Raw genomic sequence first — 19,608 nt, 5'->3', positions numbered from 1 at the left:
TCTTGCTCGACAATCCAAAGACAATTGAGAGGCTAGGACTTTTGTCCCAGCCTCGCTTTTAGAAATAGTGGGAAAAATATTAAAAAAGGCCTTTGAAATAAGGACTTTTAGGTGTTTTATGAGTTTTTGGTAGCCATTTTGGTAGCTAAGTAGATTTAATCAATAAAATCATTTCCTATAAGATTGAGTTTATCTGTTAATTCGGTATCTGCGTTCGGGTATAGATGACTATAAATGCTAAGTGTAGTTTTGACATCAGAATGACCTAAGCGTCTTTGAATATACAAGGCATTTACATTATACTCATTAATGAGTAGTGAGGCATGAGAGTGTCTTAGTCCTTTGGGTTGGATATACTTCACACCTGCTCGCTTAGAATATTTCAATATTTGGTCTCTAATACTGCGTTTAGGGTAAGGATTACCATCTGGTGATAGAATAAATGGTATTTTATCAACTTTTGCTTGTCGTTCTTTCCACTCTTTTAGAATAGATATTGTGTTGTCATCTAGTCCAATTGTACGTCTAGAACTTGTAGTTTTTAATATATTCCTACGTACCCAATTTTGCTTATTTATATACTGTAAATTATGATTTATTGTTAAAGTCTTTTTATTGAAATCAATATCTTTCCAATAGAGTGCAGTCGCTTCATTCACACGCATACCAGTAAAATAATATAGCCAAAGTAGAGTAAAGATAAAATGTTCAAAGTAGCTATCTTTATTTAGCGATTTAATTATAAGCTGAAACTCTTCTTTAGTCCAGAAATCTATTTGTTTTTTTATGAGGGGGATTGGAGTAATGTTTTTTGTCGGTATTTCGTGGAATATTAAACCGTATTTTTGAGCGCTAATAAAAACTTGATTTAATAAAACCATTTTATTGCGTGCATAAGTGTTAGAGTATTTCTCCAATAAATTTGTTCGATAATTTAGCACATCGTATGTTGTGATTTCTCTAGGCTTTTTTCTACCAAAATAGGATATAAATTCATCAAATATCACTTGACGTCTTCGTTCAATATCTGGTCTTGTTGTAGCATAATAGTTAGGTATAAAGATTTCTTCCATAAATTGCTTGAACGACCATTGGGTATATTTTATTCCTCCTTTTTGTTGAATCTTATTAAGTGCACTTGTTCGTGCTTCAAATGCTTCTTTAGCAGTTTTGAAACCACGTCTTCGTTCTTGATAAGGTTTTCCGGTTGCAAGGTCAACCCCAGCTTTAAAATAATAACTATATTTTCCAGTTTTATCGTCTTTGGTTACACCAGTATATCTAGTTTTTGACATGTAGTTCCTCCAATCCAAGTATCTCCGCAACAACTGATACTGGTACAGTACCTAGTCCCTTGTTATTATAGAAATCAAAGCCACGCTCAACCATAATATGTTTTGCTTGGCGTAAAATATTATATGCAGTCCATTTTGAAAAGCCTAAGTTCATGATGTCTTGAACAGTCATGGTTAATTTATCATTCATTTATTTTATTTCCTTTGTCTGTAAGTTCGAGAAATTCTCCAATCAATTGTTTCAGTTCGATATTAAGTCTGGGAATTTGTTCCCTTAATGCCTGTTGCAATTCAAAAGAGAATGAGTTGGTGTTGTAATCTTTTAGATGTTTTCTAATTCTTGTCTTCTTAACTCTTATAGTATTAGGTTTTAAGTAGGGGAAAAGTTCCGGTAGAAGGGCTGGTTCGTGTAAAAATATATAGGCGAAAGCTTTACTATCGTCTGGAACACTTGAAATACTGAAAAAACTAAAATTTTCTAGACGTTTAGAAACTTCTGTTATAGTATCTTCGTTAATTGCTTTAGTTCGTAATTGAAACTCCAATCGCCACCAAAAGGGTTTTTCTTTCAAGTTGAGTTTATCTGACCTTTTGTGTCCTATTATTTCTAAGTTCTTATCATACAATCTTACTTGTATATTACTCCCGCTTGCTCCCCAATATTTACTCTCTATATTGCCCTCTCTTCCAAAGAATACTTTATGACTTACACCACCCTTTATATGTTGTAAAAATACTATTTCAGGGCGATTGAAAATATCGAATGCAAGGTCTAATCTAGATAATCTAATATCTAAATTGCTTAATCTAGCAAATGTCATGACCTGCTTCCAGACTTTTAAACCTTGAAATTCTTTAAGGGAGTTAGGGTTAAAGTCAATACGAATAACTTCATACCCCCCGTATGTTGAAAGTTGAAAGAATACTAGGTTTATACTAGCGTCTTCTATCGGTTTGTACAATGTGAAATAATCTTCTCTTAAATTTTCTTGAATTTTAAAATCTTGAACAACAGTATTAAGTGAATGTCTTAATTCGCGAAATATTTTTCTTAGACTCTGCTTATCAGTATCAAGTAATACTGTTAAGCGGTCAATACTGATATAAATTGATTTGTCTAGATTTGTTAAATCTGCTTCACTCTGGTACTTGCGTAAAGTTTGAATTTTATATTGCACAATATACACCTCCTTTATTATTAAATTTGTTAGTTGTCTCTAGTTAGGACAAAGTTTTGCTCGAGACTCGTTATTCTGGCTTTAGCTCTTGGTGTATCTTTTTGCTGGCTGTTAGAATCGCCAGCTTACTGTCAAAGCTAGTCGAACTGCAGCCTTCGGGAGATTTGCCTCCGGCGATCTCCCTCGTCTTTGTCTCCTAGCTTTGACAGTTATTAACAATAACTTTATCACAAGCTAAACATTGATTATCATAGACTTTATATAACCATTTTGGTATAATTGATGTGATTTTACAATAAAGCTTCAAAATAGCTTAGTAGAGCTTTATTAGCTTGCAATTATACTATTAAGTACACGGCAATATATTACCATTTGGTTATAAATATAATACTATCCTTTTGGTTATAAGTCAATAAAAAAGTAAAGGAAAGCTTAAATATGCTAAAAGATAATTTGAAAAAAGAAAGGCTTAAAAATGGGTTAACTCAAGCTCAAGTTGCAGAAAGATTAGGGGTATCACAAGCTCAATATGCCAGGTGGGAAAATGGGGGAAGAAATCCTAAGTACGAAACAATCCAAAAACTAGCTGATATTTTTAATACCACAACGGAAGCATTAAATGGAAGATATGACGGAGTTGAAGTAATTGTGAGATTGCTTAGAGAATATGATTTGACAGATGAGGATAAAAACGAAATATATAATATGGTAGAGCAATACCTTAAGGAGAGAAAATATGAGTAGTTTTTATGATAAATATGTGCGTCCGGTTATAAATTTTTTAGTTCTCGCATTTGCTAAACTATTTGTTGATATTGTAGTCATCACACCTACTGGTTGGGAATATACTAATTTAATTTTTTTTGAGGCATTTTTTGCTTCTTGTTGTTTGTGTTTCAAATATATAAAACAAAGTAAAAAACAACAAGAAGAGGTAGGATTAAATACCCAATTTAATTTTTCATTTTTTAAAAATACTCATTATAAAATTTATAAATCACGATATATCAGGTTTTTAAAAGATAATAAACTCGTGTTGGTATTTTTATTTCTGTCTAATGGAAATTTGTTATCTATCGTTGAAAACGTAAATAAAGAATTTCTTCCTATGATTAGCAAAATAGAATTTAAGAATGAAAATTTACAAAATAATTTATTCGATTTTCTATTGTATTTGAACTATCATGAAGTTCTTGTTAACTTCTTGTTCAGTTGTTATTTTTGCCTGATTGTATGGATTTTTATTAACCAAATTGATTTTCAATTATTTGAAACAGAATCATTAAAAAAAGGGAGAGAGAATGACAAAAAGTCAATTAATTCGAGATATCGCTGGAAATAATATTAGTTTAGAAAATGCACTGTTAAGATTAAAAATAATTACATATTCACTAAATAATTTAAGTTTGCAAAAATGGATTGAAAATGAGTTAAGAGGATATAAGATAGATGATGAAATTCCTCAGTATAGGAAAGGTATTGCGTATAATATAAGATATTCAGGGATAAATGGAAATTTTACAGTTAAGTCAGTACCACTGTCAGAATCATTTTTTACAGATGAAATAAAAAAAATTTTAAGAGAACGGAAAATTACTAATGGTATAGGTACGATTGAACGTAATTTATCAATTAAAATGAGCTATGACCTAATTGAATTTGCCCCAATGGTTTATAGTGCAAGTAAAGGTGGTATTCAGTGTTATACATTAGAACAAGTAGTAAATAAAGCTAGTTTGGAGAATATCTTAAGTAATGTGAAAATAAAGTTGATAGACATATTGCTAGATTTAGAATCGACGTTTGGTGAACTAGACCAGTTAGATATTGATGTGAAATGTATTAGTAGTGAGGAACTACAAACAGTAAATGAAACATTGTTAGATAAAATTTATTATGATGGGAAAAGAGAAAACAATGAGTGAGTTCTTAAGTTACTTTTTGAATAATTCGACGTTATTAGGTGCATTTATTTCAATAATATCTTCATCTATTACTCTGCTTATACAAGCATATATTAAGAAGCATTTGATGGAACAAGGGGAAACCAATATTTACTATAAAACAGTTTACAATAAAATGACATCAAACCCTTGGGGGTTTTATAAAGAAAATAATGAACTATATTTTGACCTACCACTATGGATTGAAATCCATAATACAAAAGGAACTAGACAGATTGTGAGAAATCTAAATTTATCTTTATATTCGGCTGGAAAATTTGTTTCTAAAACAAAACAGTCAACGCATTCTGGGAGAACTGTTTTGGGAGATAACGGTTCATATTCATTCTTAGTTGATGCGGGAGAAATAAAAAGATATGACTTGGAATTCATTATAAAAGGGAAAGATATAGACTTTCATGACTTTGATGAAGTTAGATTATCTTATTTTGATACAAATGATAAGTATAAAGAATATAAAATATTTGAAATTAAAGATTCATGGAAACAGTCTAATTATAAAATAAGTGATGATTGGAAAAAGTTACATTAGGAGAAGAATATGGATTTTGAAAAAAATAATTGGTTTCAAATAATAAGAAATAGAATATTAAGAATGTGTGATGGTAATATTGTAAAACAAGATTTAATATCGGGATTAATGATATTAATTATAATTGCCTATATGGGTGGTACTATAAATTTTCTTTGGGAAATGTTTTTGGGAGATATTATTAAATTTTTTATTTCGAATATTCTTGTGCTAGCTAGAAATGCGGAATCTATTCTAAATTATTTTTTAGGTAAGTGCTCTTGGATTGTTATTGATGGATTTACTGATTTTAAATTTAAGAGTTTTTCAGATTTAGGGAATATTTTGAGAGAATTACTTGTCAGATTACTTATTTCTCTTATTCCACTTTGGATTTCTGGTAAGTTGTTTAATCGAGAAAGTTTTAGGAACCAGATTATTAGCAGTATTTTAATGATTATTTCTTCAGTAATTCTTTTCGGGGAATACAAATTTACAATATCTATTGGGGTGCTTATTATTGCAATCACATTAACACAATTTGGAAAGGGGAATATATATAGGTTTTTATGTAATTTACTTCTATATGTAAGACCATTCACAGTTTCGCAAGATAATGAACACTCAGACACAATCATAGATACGATAAAAAATTTTGTCCAGGTTTTTTCATGTTTTGTGATTCCCTTTATATTTTCTATCTTGTTTAACCTTCCATTTGCAATCTGTTTTTTATTAGTAATTGTTTTAATAATGAGATTCGGTATACAATTTCAAACAAACAATCCGCGAATAGAAACTCTAATTAAAGCTGTTGTCTACATTTTAGTTTTTGTAACCGTGTTGTATTCTAGTGAACAAATAAAGGATATGACAAGTGTTTTTACAGTATTATTTGCAATATACTTCGCAGTTGATAGATTGTTTAGTTTATACGATGAAATACTGACAGTAGTAAAAAAAGATGAAATTAATTATTATCTGTATTTTGATAATTCAATGGATATTTTAGAGCAAAAATATTTACCAAATGAATTTTTAATTGGTACAATATCTGAAATAGATGAAATAAAATTACTTGGCCAATTGATAATAAGAACAGAACTTGGCATGAAAGATAGTTTTGAAAAATTATTACGTCTAATCGAAGAAAAAAGAGAAAGAGAATATGAAGATTATCGATTATTGATACTATCACTTGAATATAAAATGCAGAAAAAAGAAAATGAAAAACTTGCAATAACAAATTTTATTGAAAACAATTTGAAAGATGTTATATTGTTTGACAACCAAAAGGTACTTCCCATTGAATTTTTAGTTCTCTACGGTGAGGAACTAAGAGTACAAAAGGAGTATGATTTAGCCATTCAATATTTGAAATTTTCAAAGTTTTATAGTTCGTATTATTATATAGAAAGCTATAATGAATGTATAAAAAATATAGATAAAGCACAAAATTAATTTTTTAAATATAAGAATCTTAATTTAGTTAAGTTCATGGTAGCTTTCTGGTAGCTAAAGAAACAAAAAAGACTATTTTTTTCTATGTTTACGTAAAAAGAATGTTGATTTATCAGCATTCTTTTTTATTTCAAATGTATTCTCGGAATTAGTATTTTTAGGGCGAGTAGAAAAAAATCCCTCCAAGATTAGATAGGAAATCTTGGAGGAACATGGATAATTATTTATCTAGAACGTTGTTTACCAGCGTTGCGATTCTTTTTCTTTTTATTGCTATGAGTGATTGCTTGGCTCGCTTTTGGCGTTACGTCCTTGATACGGCTTGCATTGCTCATGGCTTTCGGAGGATTCTTTTCATATTCTTCAGCCACTTGCTTTCTAATCCGAGGACGCATTAAGTAGTTAATGATGAATTGTTGGATAATTTGGATGAAACCACCGACTACCCAGTAGAGGGTCACAGCCGCTGGTGACATGAAGGAGAAGACAACAATCATAATCGGGCTCATGTAAGTTGCACTCTTCATCTGCGCTTTTTGGGTTTCATCTTCGATACCATGTAGGGAGAGAATTGACTGGATGTAGTAGAGTACACCGACAATGAGAGTCAAGGCCAGACTAGGTTTTCCAAGATTGATGCCAAGGAATGTACTGCTGGCTACACCGTTTGTGTATTGGGCAGCGAAGAAGAGGGCTGAGAAGAAAGGCATTTGAATGAGTAGTGGGAGGCAGCCGATACCGCCAAACATACTCAGACCATTTTCTCTTTGAGCAGCCATAAGTTCTTGCTGGGCTTCTAGCTTTTCTTCTTGAGTTTCGGCATTATTGATTCGTTCTTGAATAGGGGCAAAGATGGGCTTGAAGTAGTTCATCTTTTCTGACTGAAGAGTAGCCTTCCAAGACTGATAGATTCCCAGTGGGAAAATAATCAGCCGCACGATGAGTGTAACGATAATAATCGCTAGACCATAACCAAGACCTGAATTCTTGGCAAAGAACTGGATGCTATCTGCCATAGGACGACCAAGTACATCCCAAATTGGTCCAGCAGGATTACCGGCCTTATCTCGTCCGACACACCCTGTCAATAATAGTAGGAGGGACAAGCTCATTCCAGAGAATAAAATACGTTTAAATGTTTTCACGAGTTCATTTCCTTTGTTTCTAAAAAAATAATACCTATCTATTCTACTGTTTTTTAAGGAAATATACAATAGTTCTCCAGACCTAATTTGCAATTTTAAAGTCGGTATAGGCATCAAAATTGGCCATGGTGACATCTAAATAGCTGACTTTTGAAAAAGGAGTTGGACCTTTGCGGATTTCTTGAATGAACTTGGCCATGAGGGCAGAGCTTTCTGTTTGAGCTAAAATTTCGACTGTACCGTCGTCATTATTCCAGACGCGACCTGTAATCCCACCGATTTGCAGAGCGAGGGAGTAAACGCCCCAACGAAAGCCGACGCCTTGGACTCGTCCTTGCGCAATCATTCTTACTTTTTGCATAGTTACCTCCTTTTGTAGCGGTTTGAAACACAGTTCTTAGCCCATAGCACAGCGAGCAGTTGCTTGCTGGATATAAGATTTTCTCTGAGGATAAGTCTAGAGGATGAGTTCAAAACTGCTAGATTGTGTTATAATGTATTTATGAACATTATAACCTCAAAAGCCAATAATGTGGTAAAAAAAGCTAAAAAGCTGCAGCAAAAAAAATATCGTAGCGAGTCCTATTTGATTGAGGGCTGGCATCTTTTTGAGGAGGCTCTGGCCAGTCAGGCACGGATTCTTCGAATTTTTGCCTTGGCAGAGTACGAAGAGCGTTTGGCAGCATTTTCTCAGACGATTTTTGTCAGTCCAGAGATTCTGAGTGATTTGGCAGATAGCAAGACCCCTCAGGGAATCGTTGCAGAATTAGCCTTTGAGGAGCAAAACATTCCAGAAAAGCTGGAAGGTGCCTATCTCTTTTTAGAAGATGTGCAGGATCCTGGCAATGTCGGAACCATCATCCGAACAGCGGATGCGGCGGGTTATCAAGGAGTTTTTATCTCTAGTCACTCCGCTGACATTTACAATCTCAAAACCTTGCGTTCTATGCAAGGTAGCCATTTTCATCTGCCCATCTATCGCGTAAGCAGAGAGGATATGCTGACTCTGGCTCGTCAGAATGATTTACAAATTCTGGCTTCGACTTTATCAGAGGATTCCCTTGATTATCAAAAAGTCGAAAAAAATGAGAATTTCCTCCTAGTCATGGGCAATGAAGGTCAGGGAATCAGCCAAGAAATGACGGATGCGGCTGATGTTTTGGTTCATATTTCCATGAAGGGGCAGGCTGAAAGTCTGAACGTAGCTGTGGCAGCTGGCATTCTGATGTTTGCTTTAAGCTAGCTTTTAGAAATCTCTCTATAATAAAACTAAATGGAGGTGATGACATGCCTTACAGAGAAGATGATGAATTTATGGCCTATGTGGGGCATTTGATTGAAAAGCCCAGCGTCCAACGCTTAAAAGGGATTACCCATCATATTCATTCCAATCGGCTTGAACATTCAATCAATGTCAGTTATACTAGTTATAAAATTGCTAAAAAATTTGGCTGGAATGCCCGCAGTACAGCACGAGGTGCTCTTCTGCATGATCTATTTTATTATGACTGGCGTGAAACTAAGTTTAAAAAGAGTCATGCCTGGGTACATCCCCGCCTAGCAGTCCGAAATGCCCGTAAGATTACCAAGCTCAATCGAGTTGAGGAAGATATTATCATCAAGCACATGTGGGGAGCTACCTTAGCACCGCCACGCTACAAGGAGTCCTTCGTTGTGACCATGGTGGACAAGTATTGGGCAGTCAAAGAAGCGACAGCACCTTGGCGACAAAAGCTGAGCGGGCGTAAGAAGTATCATCGAAAGATGATGAAAAGTTAAAATGTAAAAAGGAGACATTATGAACAATACAATTATTCAAGAAAACAGTGGACTTTCTAGTTTTTATTCTAAAGTCTACGGATTTGTCGGGATGGGAATTGCCATCTCTGCTCTGGTTTCAGGCTTAATGCTGACAACCTTCCAGACAGCTCTAGTAGATATTCTGCTCCATTACCGCTGGATATACTACGGTGCGATTTTCCTTGAGGTGGCCTTGGTTTGGTCAGCTTCCAGTATGGGACTTCGCAATAGCCCAGCTGCCCTCCCCCTCTTTTTGAGCTACTCAGCCCTAAACGGCTTTACCATGAGTTTCATTGTGGCCATGTACACAGGAGGTGTGGTCTTTAAAGCATTTGCAGTTAGTGCGGCTGTTTTCCTTGTCATGGCAGCCATGGGCATCGTCATCAAAAAAGATTTATCTGGTATGGGCCGTGCTATGATTGCAGGTCTGATTGGGATTGTGATCGCGAGTTTTGTCAATATTTTCCTGGGTAGCGACATGATAGACTATATTGTCAGCTATGTCAGCGTCGTTATTTTCGCTGGTTTGATTGCTTGGGACAATCAAAAAATTCGCTATGTATATGAGCAGACAGGGGGACAAGCTGGACTTGGATGGGCCCTTTCTCTGGCTTTGAGCCTTTATCTCGACTTTATCAACCTCTTCCTCAGCATCCTTCGTATCTTTGGAAGAAACGACTAATAAAAGATGGATAGCTTCCTCGATAAATGAGGAGCTATCTTTTTGTTTGAAGGGGCATTTGGGAAGTTGAATAGAATTAGCAGTAAAAGTTTTGCAAACTGTTAATTTTTTGATATACTAACTAAAAATATATTTGGGCAATGTATTCGTCTATTGCTCTAGAAAAGAAAGGAAGTTTCTATGGATATGTTATTTATCCCAGGCTGGTTGATTTTTGCAATCGTTGCAGCCATCGTGCTTATTATTCTTTTGGCTAAGGGGTATGTCAATGCTAAGCCAAATGAAGTAGTCGTTATTACTGGTCTGCGTAAGCAGCGCCATTTGAGAGGTAAGGCTGGCTTCATGATTCCTTTTGTAGAGCAGCGCTCTTATCTGGATATTGAGCAGTTTTCTACAGACGTCCGTACTTCTGAGTCTGTGCCAACACTTGATTTTATCAACGTTCGTGCGGATGCGGCTGTTAAGCTGAAGATTGGTACTACGGATGAAATGATTGACCGTGCGGCAGAGAACTTCCTTAATTGGAATACCACTGATATTTCTAACTCTGTCCAAGATGTACTAGAAGGAAATCTTCGTGAAGTAATCGGTCAGATGGAATTGCGCAAGATGGTCAATGACCGTCAGGAATTTGCTTCTAAAGTGCAAGATAACGTAGCGCCAGATTTGGCCAAGATGGGTCTGGAAGTCATTGCCTTTACCGTTCAATCCTTCTCTGATGAAGGTGGCGTTATTGACAACCTTGGTATTGAAAATGTCGAAACGATCAAGAAAGACGCCCTGATTGCCAAGGCTAAGGCTGAACGTGAGCGCAAGGAAGTTGAGGCTGAGCAGGACAAGCTGGCTAACGACAAGCGCGTGGCAGCTGACTTGGAAATTGCTCAAAAGCAAAATGAACTCAAGCTGAAACAAGCTGCCCTCAAGCAGGAAGCAGATATTGCGCAAGCTAAAGCGGACGCGGCTAAAGGGATTGAGGCAGAAATCCAGCGTCGTGAACAAGAACGCGTGGCGGCAGAAGCCAATATCATGAAACAGGAGAAAGAAGCGGAAGTCAAAGAACGGGAAGTTAAGGTTCGTGAGCAGGAGTTGGATGCCAATATCCGCAAGCAAGCTGAAGCTGAAAAATATGCCCGTCAACAGGCTGCCGAAGCCCAATTGATTGAACGTCAGCGTCAGGCCGAAGCGGAACTCTTTGAAACACAAAAAGAAGCCGAAGCCCGCAAGGCTCAAGCCGAGGCTGAGAAATTTGCGCAACTGCAAGAAGCTGAAGCTATTGAAGCCAAGGGACGTGCGGAGGCGGAAGCCATTCGTCTTAAACTAGAAGCGGAAGCAGAAGGTTTGGACAAGAAAGCCGAAGCCATGAAGAAGATGCAGGAAGCTGCGATTACGGAAATGATTGTCGATAAACTGCCAGAAATCGCTCGTGCGGTAGCAGAGCCATTGACCAAGGTAGACAAGATTACCATGTATGGTGAAGGCAACGCTTCTAAAATGGTTGGTGACATCATGCAGAGCATTGACCAAGTTTCCCAAGGAGCAGGCTTTGACATTCGTCAACTGTTAGCTGGAGCACTTGGTGTCAACATGACTGTCAATAAGCTTAAACAAGATGAACAAGCGGTCATTGAAGTTGATGAGAAATAAATCTAAATGTGTCTAAGCTATACAAACAGCTGGGAGTCGGAACTTCTGGCTGTTTGTTTATCATCCGTCAGAAAAGCATTTCTATCAGCTAAATACTTTTCATTACCATGTAAAAATGTTAAAATATAACAGATTAAACAACTAAGATTATAGGAGTAGAAAATGACTAAAGCAAACTTTGGTGTCGTTGGTATGGCCGTAATGGGTCGTAACCTTGCCCTAAATATTGAATCTCGTGGTTATACAGTTGCCATTTACAACCGTAGTAAAGAAAAAACAGAAGACGTAATCGCTTGTCACCCTGAAAAGAAATTTGTTCCAAGCTACGATGTAGAGTCTTTCGTTCAATCTATCGAAAAACCTCGCCGTATCATGCTTATGGTTCAAGCTGGACCTGGTACAGATGCAACTATCCAAGCCCTTCTTCCACACCTTGACAAGGGTGATATCTTGATTGACGGAGGAAACACTTTCTACAAAGATACCATCCGTCGTAATGAAGAATTGGCAAACTCAGGTATCAACTTTATCGGTACTGGAGTTTCTGGTGGTGAAAAAGGTGCCCTTGAAGGTCCTTCTATCATGCCTGGTGGACAAAAAGAAGCTTATGAATTGGTAGCAGATGTTCTCGAAGAAATCTCAGCTAAAGCACCAGAAGATGGCAAACCATGTGTGACTTACATCGGTCCTGATGGAGCTGGTCACTATGTGAAAATGGTCCACAACGGTATCGAGTACGGTGACATGCAATTGATCGCAGAAAGCTACGACCTCATGCAACACTTGCTTGGCCTTTCTGCAGAAGACATGGCAGAAATCTTTACTGAGTGGAACAAGGGTGAATTGGACAGCTACTTGATCGAAATCACAGCTGATATCTTGAGCCGTAAAGACGATGAAGGCCAAGAAGGACCAATCGTAGACTATATCCTTGATGCTGCAGGTAACAAGGGAACTGGTAAATGGACTAGCCAATCAGCGCTTGATCTTGGTGTGCCATTGTCACTGATCACTGAGTCAGTATTTGCCCGCTACATCTCTACATACAAAGAAGAACGTGTGCATGCTAGCAAGGTGCTTCCAAAACCAGCTGCCTTCAAGTTTGAAGGAGACAAGGCTGAGTTGATCGAAAAGATCCGTCAAGCACTTTACTTCTCAAAAATCATCTCATACGCACAAGGTTTTGCTCAATTGCGTGTAGCTTCTAAAGAAAATAACTGGAACTTGCCATTTGCGGACATCGCATCTATCTGGCGTGATGGCTGTATCATCCGTTCTCGTTTCTTGCAAAAGATTACAGATGCTTACAACCGTGATGCTGATCTTGCAAACCTTCTCTTGGATGAGTACTTCTTGGATGTTACTGCTAAGTACCAACAAGCAGTGCGTGATATCGTAGCTCTTGCTGTTCAAGCTGGTGTACCAGTACCAACCTTCTCAGCAGCTATTACTTACTTTGATAGCTACCGTTCAGCTGATCTTCCAGCTAACTTGATCCAAGCACAACGTGACTACTTCGGTGCTCACACCTACCAACGTAAAGACAAAGAAGGAACCTTCCACTACTCTTGGTATGACGAAAAATAGGATAGGCCTATGGCAAAGCGAATTTTATTAGTAGAAAATGAAAAGAATCTTGCACGATTTGTGACTTTGGAACTGCAAAAGGAAGCTTATCTTCTGGATGTAGTTGAGACAGGAAGTCAAGGTTTGGCGTTGGCCAGAGAAAATGACTACGATCTGCTCTTGCTTAATTATGACCTGCAGGATATGACTGCTAGTGAGTTTGCTAGACAACTGAGTTTGTTCAAGCCGGCTTCAGTCATTATCGTCTTAGCCAGCCGTGAAGAAATCAAAGAACATGCAGATGAAATTCAGCGCTTTGCTGTTTCCTATACCGTCAAACCTTTTATTATCAGTGATTTGGTTGAGAAAGTCTCCGATATTTTTCGAGGTCGGGACTTTATCGACCAGCATTGTAGCAAGCTAAAAACACCGACTGCTTACCGCAATCTACGGGTTGATTTGAAAAATCATATCGTCTATCGTGGAGAGGAAGTGATTGTCTTGACACGACGGGAATATGATCTACTAGTGACGCTGATGAGCAACCAAAAGGTCATGAGCCGCGAGCAACTTCTGGAGCGTGTCTGGAAGTATGAAGGTGCCACTGAGACTAATGTGGTAGACGTCTATATTCGTTACCTACGCAGTAAGATTGATATTGCTGGACAGACCAGCTATATCAAAACTGTCCGTGGTATCGGCTATGCGATGCAGGAATAAAAAGAACAAGGGAGGCTGGGACAAAAGTCCGACTTCAAATATAAAAAGCGAACAAAACTAGTTTTCTGGTAATCAGAATTCTGCTTTGTTCGCTTTTCGCATTTAATTATAGATTTGAAGGGCTTAATAATTAAGATTTTTAAAAATTGAAATCTTTTTGTCCCAGACTCCTCAATTGTCTTTGGATTGTCGAGCAAGACGCAGTGGTTGAGTGGGCTCTACTACGCTGATTTCATCAGCTTTTACAGCCCTACTCAACTGTGCGGAGGTGGGACGACGAAATCGAATTCTAACGAATGACCGATTTCTGTCCCACTCTCTGATTTTTTCATTTTTAGCACAAATAATACAAGCTTGAGAAACTAAAATCCCTCTGCTCAGAGAACATGGCGCTCGAAAGCATTGTCAGAGATTCCTTGGCTGAGAATGAGTTTCGCCCATTCTTTGGCAGAAAAGAGGCTGTGATCCTTGTAATTGCCACAGGATTCGATGGTGGTGCCAGGGACATCCTCCCAAGTAGTTGTCTCAGCGATTTCTTCTAAGCAAGATTTGATGACTTGGGCAATTTCAGTCGCTGAGTGTTGCCCCCACATAATCATATGGAAACCTGTTCGGCAACCGAAAGGTGAGCAGTCAATCATACCGTCAATCCGCTTGCGAATGAGCATAGCTAGTAAATGCTCGATGGTATGCAGGCCAGCCGTCGGAATAGAGTCTTCATTTGGCTGCACCAAGCGAATATCAAAGTTAGAGATAATATCTCCTTTGGGACCAGTTTCCTCGCCAATGAGACGAACATAGGGTGCTTTTACGATTGTATGGTCAAGCTCAAAACTTTCAACGATAACTTCTTTAGACATGGTTTCTCCTTTAAAATCTAAAATTGGAACCTGAAAATGAGATCAGGTTTCAAAAGCGACATTTCAAACACTTCCTTTTGATTATAGCATAAAAAAATAAGAGTTAGGAAATAAAAAAATTTTATATATTAAATTCTTTGATTTAGCGCCTTTTCGCCCAATAATAGGCAAAAAACGGCCTTCTTTTTCAAAAAATTGATTTGTGAATTTTTGCTATTTATGATAGAATAAAAAGGAATTTTGAATTCAATAATTAAATAGATTTGGAGTAAAAACATGGGCTTATATACGATAGCTGCTTTTGTTTTTGCTGCCATCATTGGTTTAGTGATTGGGTATGTAGGAATCGCGGTTAAGATGAAAGCATCTAAAGAAGCCGCGGAACTTACTCTTTTAAATGCTGAACAAGAAGCAACCAATTTACGCGGTCAGGCAGAACGCGAAGCGGATTTGATTGTCAAAGAAGCGATGCGCGAAACCAGTTCGCTTAAAAAAGAAGCACTTTTGGAGGCAAAAGAAGAAGCCAGAAAATATCGTGAAGAGGTTGATGCAGAATTTAAGTCTGAGCGTCAAGAGTTAAAACAAATTGAAAGCCGCTTGACAGAGCGCGCAAGTAGTCTTGACCGCAAAGATGACAATTTAACCAACAAGGAAAAGACTTTGGAGCACAAAGAACAGAGTCTTACTGATAAAGCTAAACACATTGATGCGCGTGAAGCACAAGTAGCTGAGCTAGAGCAGCAAAAAGAAGCTGAGCTTGAGCGGGTAGCATCCCTGACTCAGACGGAAGCGCGTGAGATTATCTTGACCAAGACCGAGGACAAGCTGTCCAAGGAAATTGCAACTCGTATTCGGGAAGCAGAGCAGGATATCAAAGAGCGCTCTGACAAGGTGGCCAAGGATATCTTGGTTCAAGCTATGCAGCGGATTGCTGGTGACTATGTGGCTGAGCAGACCAATTCAACGGTTCATCTTCCTGATGACAGCATGAAGGGACGGATTATCGGACGTGAAGGTCGCAATATTCGAACCTTTGAAAGTTTGACAGGGATTGATGTTATCATTGATGATACGCCTGAAGTGGTTACTCTTTCAGGTTTCGATCCAGTTCGCCGTGAGATTGCTCGGATGACCATGGAAGCTCTTCTCAAGGATGGTCGGATCCATCCGGCTCGTATCGAGGAATTGGTCGAAAAGAATCGCTTAGAGATTGATAACCGTATCCGAGAGTATGGTGAAGCCGCAGCCTATGAAATCGGAGCGCCAAACTTGCATCCTGATTTGATGAAAATCATGGGTCGCTTGCAGTTCCGTACTTCCTACGGGCAAAATGTTCTTCGCCACTCGATTGAGGTTGCCAAACTGGCTGGAGTTATCGCTGGAGAGTTGGGTGAAAATGCGAACTTGGCTCGTCGTGCTGGTTTCCTCCATGATATTGGTAAAGCCATCGATCGAGAAGTAGAAGGCAGCCACGTAGAAATTGGAACTGAGTTGGCTCGCAAGTATAAGGAGCATCCAGTTGTTATCAATACGATTGCTAGCCACCACGGAGATGTGGAACCTGAGAGCGTTATTGCAGTCATCGTTGCAGCAGCTGATGCCCTAAGTGCAGCTCGTCCAGGAGCTCGCAGTGAGTCGCTGGAAAGCTACATCAAGCGATTGCAAGATTTAGAAGAAATTGCAAACAGCTTTGAAGGGGTTAAGACAAGCTTTGCCCTTCAGGCAGGTCGTGAAATCCGAATTATGGTCAGTCCAGAGAAAATCAAGGATGATAAGATTACAATCTTGGCGCATGACGTGCGTGAAAAGATTGAAAACAACTTGGAATATCCAGGAAATATCAAGGTCACAGTCATTCGCGAAATGCGAGCAGTTGATTATGCAAAATAAAAAGGTTGAGACATTTGTCTCGACCTTTTTATTTGTTTTAAATGAAGTAGTAAACTGTCAGCGTTTGGCAGAAGCTGGCTTGAACAATGCTCGACTAATCTTAGCTACCTGTCTCAGCAGGACTTCACCGTTGCCCTATACAAGACCATCAATCAGATTAACAACCCGCCTTTCTTAGTCATGATTGAGAAATTGAGAGAAGAAACTTGAGATACAATAAGGATACAGAGAGAAAAGCCAGATAATAGGAGCTTTCAGCACTGTATTTTTAATCGTGAAAATCAAATAATTAGGCCTAAAAGAAGAGAATTAAGGTGTGTGTAAATTTAAAATCTTATATTTCCTTACAAAGAAGATATAAGACTTTTGACATTTTTCAGTTTATATGATAATCTATGACTGTAAATTCAAAAAACGTCACAGTGTTTTTAGGAGGAAGTTATGGCTACTGCTTTTACTGCTGAAGAAAAAGAAGCAATTAGAAAGAAATTACATAAAGTTGCAAAGGAATGCCTTCAAAGATATGGGGTTAAGAAAACCACAGTTGACCAAATGGCAGCAATGGTGGATATCTCTAAAGGTTCTTTTTATAATTTTTATTCTTCAAAGGAAATGTTATTTTTTGCGGTCTTAGAAGAATATCAAATAGATGTTATGAATCACCTGACAGAACAATTAGGTATGGAAGTCAAGATAGATACAAATCGTCTGGTACAGTTACTTTATGATTTTTATCAAGATTTTCGCTATTCATTTATGTATACCATATTTAAAAATCATGAAATGGAATTACTCGTAAGAAAATTGCCAAAAGAGGTGATAACAAATCATCATCTGATAGATGATAGGATGGTTAAAAAAATTGTATCCCGAATCAACATTAGAGAAAATGTATCGGTAGAAATCGTCTCTGCTTTATTTAGAACGATTGCTATGACTATATTACACATCGAGGAAATCGGTGAAAAACAATTTGATACCACATTGAAGTTAGTCATACAAGGAATTGTGGAGCAAATTACTGAGGAGGATAGGTAATGGTGAAAGAAGCAATTAGAACCGCAAACCTTTCTAAAAGATATGGAACAAAAAATGTTGTCAACAACTTGAATCTATCAATAAAAAGTGGTGAAATAGTAGGTTTTTTAGGACTAAATGGTGCAGGGAAAACAACAACGATGAGAATGATGTTAGGATTGATAAAATCTACATCAGGAGAATGTTATATCCAAGGAAAAAAGTTAGATCTGAGTAATTTAGAACTTCGGAACGAAATAGGTTATATTATTGAGACGCCTTATTCTTATCCAGACTTAACTGTGAGAGAAAATTTAGAAATCGTTAGTAAATTAAGAGGGGTTAATAAAGATAATATTGACTGGGTAATTGAGAAATTAAAACTAAAGCAATATGAACATAAAGAGGTGAAACATCTTTCTTTAGGAAATGTTGCGCGTTTAGGAATTGCAAAAGCGATTATTCATAAACCTAAAATCCTAATTCTTGATGAGCCAACAAATGGATTAGATCCTTTTGGAGTTATTGAAGTGAGAGAGATGTTAAAGGAATTGGCAAATAATCTAGGTACAACTGTTCTTATTTCAAGTCATAATCTGGAAGAAATATCTAAAATTGCTACTAGAATAGTCATTATACATGAGGGCAGACTTATAAGAGAAGTTGAAAGCAGTCAATTAGAACAGTACTTAGAAAAGAAGTTACTAGTAAGTGGCTCTAATAATAAGGCCATGAAAGAAGTGTTATCTAACCATGGCTATCAGGTAAACATTCAATCAGACACAGAAAATAATATACATTTCTTAGAATTAACTGATAGAAAATCTGTGGAATATCCGGAAGATATTGCTACATTGCTGGTTCATGCAGGTTATCCACCCAAATCGTTGACTGTTGAGAAAGAAGATTTAGAGCATTATTTCTTAAGAATACTGAATGATTACCACGGAGGAATCTCGAATGAAAAAGCTTAGTTCATGTATTTTAATTGAATGGAGAAAGTTAATAAAAGCAAAACTTTCCATCGTAACTGCTTGTTCTATCTGTTTAGTTCCTTTTATTGTTGGGTTGTTTGCAACTATGATGAAATATCCAGAGAATTTCAAAAATCTTGGTTTGATTTCTGCAAAAATGGAAATGATGAGGATAACAGACTGGTCATCATACTTAATGACCATATCACAAGTCATTTCTGTTGGGGGATTGCTCATTTTTGGATTTACAGCATCTTGGGTTTTTGGTAGAGAATATTCTGATAAAACGATGATCGACCTATTAGCACTCCCGATAAGAAGAGATACAATCGTATTATCCAAGTTTATCGTTATCGCTCTATGGAGCTATACTCTATCAATTTTTGCACTTTTGTTAGGATTATTAGCTGGCAATTTGATTGGACTTGAGAGCGGGAGCTTAACGGTGATTTTCAAAGGTGTACTTACTTTTGTTTTTTGTACTACTCTTACGATCGTACTCTCTACTCCGGTGGCTTTTTTTGCTTGTTTAGGCCGGGGATATTTGTCTCCATTGGCATTTATCATTTTTACTATTATTTTTTCTCAGCTTGGTTCTGCTCTTAACTTTGGGAAATACATTCCATGGGCGATTCCTGCACTCGCAAGTGGTATTGCAGGAAAAGCACTATTGAATTTTGGGAGTATTGTTAGTTTATTTGGAGTGAGTATTCTAGGTCTTATCGCAACAATAGCTTGGTGGAGATATGCTGATTACGATTAAAATGAAGTGATGAGAATAGTAATAATACAAAGTTAAATCTGATTCATTTCAAATCAAAACAACCCCTCCTGTTCAGATTGAAGAACAAGAAGGGTTATTTTATGACAATTGATTGGGCGAGAGGAGACTATGTGAGTA

At 37.2% G+C, this 19,608-nt stretch carries 21 protein-coding genes and 1 pseudogene; 16 read left to right on the top strand and 6 right to left on the bottom strand.

Annotated elements, in window-relative coordinates:
- Window positions 1-155 precede the first annotated feature (155 nt).
- The 3 genes from RWS39_RS03465 to RWS39_RS03455 are packed head-to-tail and all read right to left on the bottom strand — an operon-like array spanning window position 156 to window position 2,473.
- The gene (locus tag RWS39_RS03465; protein ID WP_314480503.1) at window positions 156-1,295 is read right to left on the bottom strand and encodes a tyrosine-type recombinase/integrase; all 1,140 of its coding nucleotides are present in this window, start codon (window positions 1,293-1,295) and stop codon (window positions 156-158) included.
- Window positions 1,282-1,485, bottom strand: a complete 204-nt coding sequence (locus RWS39_RS03460) for a DUF3173 domain-containing protein (RefSeq protein ID WP_314480501.1) — start codon at window positions 1,483-1,485, stop codon at window positions 1,282-1,284. The genes RWS39_RS03465 and RWS39_RS03460 overlap by 14 nt, the downstream gene beginning before the upstream one ends.
- Entirely contained in the window at window positions 1,478-2,473 is a 996-nt protein-coding gene (locus RWS39_RS03455) for a replication initiation protein (protein WP_314480499.1), read from the bottom strand. The genes RWS39_RS03460 and RWS39_RS03455 overlap by 8 nt, the downstream gene beginning before the upstream one ends.
- 438 nt (window positions 2,474-2,911) lie before the next feature.
- On the opposite strand from RWS39_RS03455, the gene RWS39_RS03450 reads away from it, so the two are divergent.
- From RWS39_RS03450 to RWS39_RS03430, 5 genes are read left to right on the top strand one after another with little or no spacing between them, the layout of a single operon-like run.
- Window positions 2,912-3,217, top strand: a complete 306-nt coding sequence (locus RWS39_RS03450) for a helix-turn-helix transcriptional regulator (protein ID WP_084857093.1) — start codon at window positions 2,912-2,914, stop codon at window positions 3,215-3,217.
- The gene (locus RWS39_RS03445) at window positions 3,210-3,815 is read left to right on the top strand and encodes a hypothetical protein (RefSeq protein WP_314480495.1); all 606 of its coding nucleotides are present in this window, start codon (window positions 3,210-3,212) and stop codon (window positions 3,813-3,815) included. The genes RWS39_RS03450 and RWS39_RS03445 overlap by 8 nt, the downstream gene beginning before the upstream one ends.
- Window positions 3,775-4,398: an AbiTii domain-containing protein gene (locus tag RWS39_RS03440; RefSeq protein ID WP_173257691.1), complete on the top strand. Its 624-nt coding sequence runs from the start codon at window positions 3,775-3,777 to the stop codon at window positions 4,396-4,398. Before RWS39_RS03445 ends, RWS39_RS03440 begins: the two co-directional genes overlap by 41 nt.
- A complete protein-coding gene (locus tag RWS39_RS03435) occupies window positions 4,370-4,969 on the top strand; it encodes a hypothetical protein (protein ID WP_314480489.1) in 600 nt (199 codons plus the stop codon). Before RWS39_RS03440 ends, RWS39_RS03435 begins: the two co-directional genes overlap by 29 nt.
- Before the next feature lie 9 nt (window positions 4,970-4,978).
- Window positions 4,979-6,409, top strand: a complete 1,431-nt coding sequence (locus RWS39_RS03430) for a beta-carotene 15,15'-monooxygenase (RefSeq protein ID WP_314480487.1) — start codon at window positions 4,979-4,981, stop codon at window positions 6,407-6,409.
- A 224-nt stretch (window positions 6,410-6,633) separates the two neighbouring features.
- On the opposite strand, the gene yidC is transcribed toward RWS39_RS03430, so the two are convergent.
- The gene (gene yidC / locus RWS39_RS03425; RefSeq protein ID WP_314480484.1) at window positions 6,634-7,554 is read right to left on the bottom strand and encodes a membrane protein insertase YidC; all 921 of its coding nucleotides are present in this window, start codon (window positions 7,552-7,554) and stop codon (window positions 6,634-6,636) included.
- A gap of 82 nt (window positions 7,555-7,636) precedes the next feature.
- Window positions 7,637-7,915: an acylphosphatase gene (locus RWS39_RS03420; RefSeq protein ID WP_314480482.1), complete on the bottom strand. Its 279-nt coding sequence runs from the start codon at window positions 7,913-7,915 to the stop codon at window positions 7,637-7,639.
- Between the two features lie 141 nt (window positions 7,916-8,056).
- Between RWS39_RS03420 and RWS39_RS03415 the strand changes: the two genes are divergently transcribed.
- The 6 genes from RWS39_RS03415 (at window position 8,057) to RWS39_RS03390 (ending at window position 13,966) form a co-directional block, all read left to right on the top strand.
- Window positions 8,057-8,797, top strand: coding sequence for a TrmH family RNA methyltransferase (locus RWS39_RS03415; RefSeq protein WP_314480479.1), 741 nt, complete (start codon window positions 8,057-8,059; stop codon window positions 8,795-8,797).
- A gap of 44 nt (window positions 8,798-8,841) precedes the next feature.
- A complete protein-coding gene (locus tag RWS39_RS03410; protein WP_041826827.1) occupies window positions 8,842-9,333 on the top strand; it encodes an HDIG domain-containing metalloprotein in 492 nt (163 codons plus the stop codon).
- Between the two features lie 19 nt (window positions 9,334-9,352).
- Window positions 9,353-10,036 carry a Bax inhibitor-1/YccA family protein gene (locus tag RWS39_RS03405; protein WP_223367674.1) on the top strand — a complete coding sequence of 228 codons (684 nt, stop codon included), beginning with the start codon at window positions 9,353-9,355 and terminating at the stop codon, window positions 10,034-10,036.
- 180 nt (window positions 10,037-10,216) lie between these two features.
- Window positions 10,217-11,680, top strand: coding sequence for a flotillin family protein (locus RWS39_RS03400; RefSeq protein ID WP_005592424.1), 1,464 nt, complete (start codon window positions 10,217-10,219; stop codon window positions 11,678-11,680).
- Between the two features lie 162 nt (window positions 11,681-11,842).
- Window positions 11,843-13,267: an NADP-dependent phosphogluconate dehydrogenase gene (gndA, locus tag RWS39_RS03395; RefSeq protein ID WP_314480472.1), complete on the top strand. Its 1,425-nt coding sequence runs from the start codon at window positions 11,843-11,845 to the stop codon at window positions 13,265-13,267.
- Window positions 13,268-13,276: 9 nt separating this feature from the next.
- The gene (locus RWS39_RS03390) at window positions 13,277-13,966 is read left to right on the top strand and encodes a response regulator transcription factor (RefSeq protein WP_314480469.1); all 690 of its coding nucleotides are present in this window, start codon (window positions 13,277-13,279) and stop codon (window positions 13,964-13,966) included.
- A gap of 377 nt (window positions 13,967-14,343) precedes the next feature.
- On the opposite strand, the gene RWS39_RS03385 is transcribed toward RWS39_RS03390, so the two are convergent.
- Window positions 14,344-14,826, bottom strand: coding sequence for an S-ribosylhomocysteine lyase (locus RWS39_RS03385; RefSeq protein WP_005590897.1), 483 nt, complete (start codon window positions 14,824-14,826; stop codon window positions 14,344-14,346).
- 276 nt (window positions 14,827-15,102) lie between these two features.
- Here RWS39_RS03385 and RWS39_RS03380 point away from each other — a divergent pair, with 276 nt between their 5' ends.
- The 5 genes and pseudogenes from RWS39_RS03380 (at window position 15,103) to RWS39_RS03360 (ending at window position 19,470) form a co-directional block, all read left to right on the top strand.
- Window positions 15,103-16,716 carry a ribonuclease Y gene (locus tag RWS39_RS03380; RefSeq protein WP_061910604.1) on the top strand — a complete coding sequence of 538 codons (1,614 nt, stop codon included), beginning with the start codon at window positions 15,103-15,105 and terminating at the stop codon, window positions 16,714-16,716.
- Between the two features lie 99 nt (window positions 16,717-16,815).
- Window positions 16,816-16,926: pseudogene (locus RWS39_RS03375) on the top strand (SAM-dependent methyltransferase); the annotation flags it as partial.
- Between the two features lie 231 nt (window positions 16,927-17,157).
- Window positions 17,158-17,754: a TetR/AcrR family transcriptional regulator gene (locus tag RWS39_RS03370; RefSeq protein WP_390896037.1), complete on the top strand. Its 597-nt coding sequence runs from the start codon at window positions 17,158-17,160 to the stop codon at window positions 17,752-17,754.
- Entirely contained in the window at window positions 17,754-18,707 is a 954-nt protein-coding gene (locus RWS39_RS03365) for an ABC transporter ATP-binding protein (RefSeq protein ID WP_314480465.1), read from the top strand. The genes RWS39_RS03370 and RWS39_RS03365 overlap by 1 nt, the downstream gene beginning before the upstream one ends.
- A complete protein-coding gene (locus RWS39_RS03360; protein WP_314480461.1) occupies window positions 18,694-19,470 on the top strand; it encodes an ABC transporter permease in 777 nt (258 codons plus the stop codon). Before RWS39_RS03365 ends, RWS39_RS03360 begins: the two co-directional genes overlap by 14 nt.
- Window positions 19,471-19,608 lie beyond the last annotated feature (138 nt).

It is taken from the genome of Streptococcus cristatus (genome assembly GCF_963529205.1).
Classification (GTDB): Bacteria; Bacillota; Bacilli; order Lactobacillales; family Streptococcaceae; genus Streptococcus; species Streptococcus cristatus_O.
This window is presented reverse-complemented; position numbering and strand designations above follow the sequence as displayed.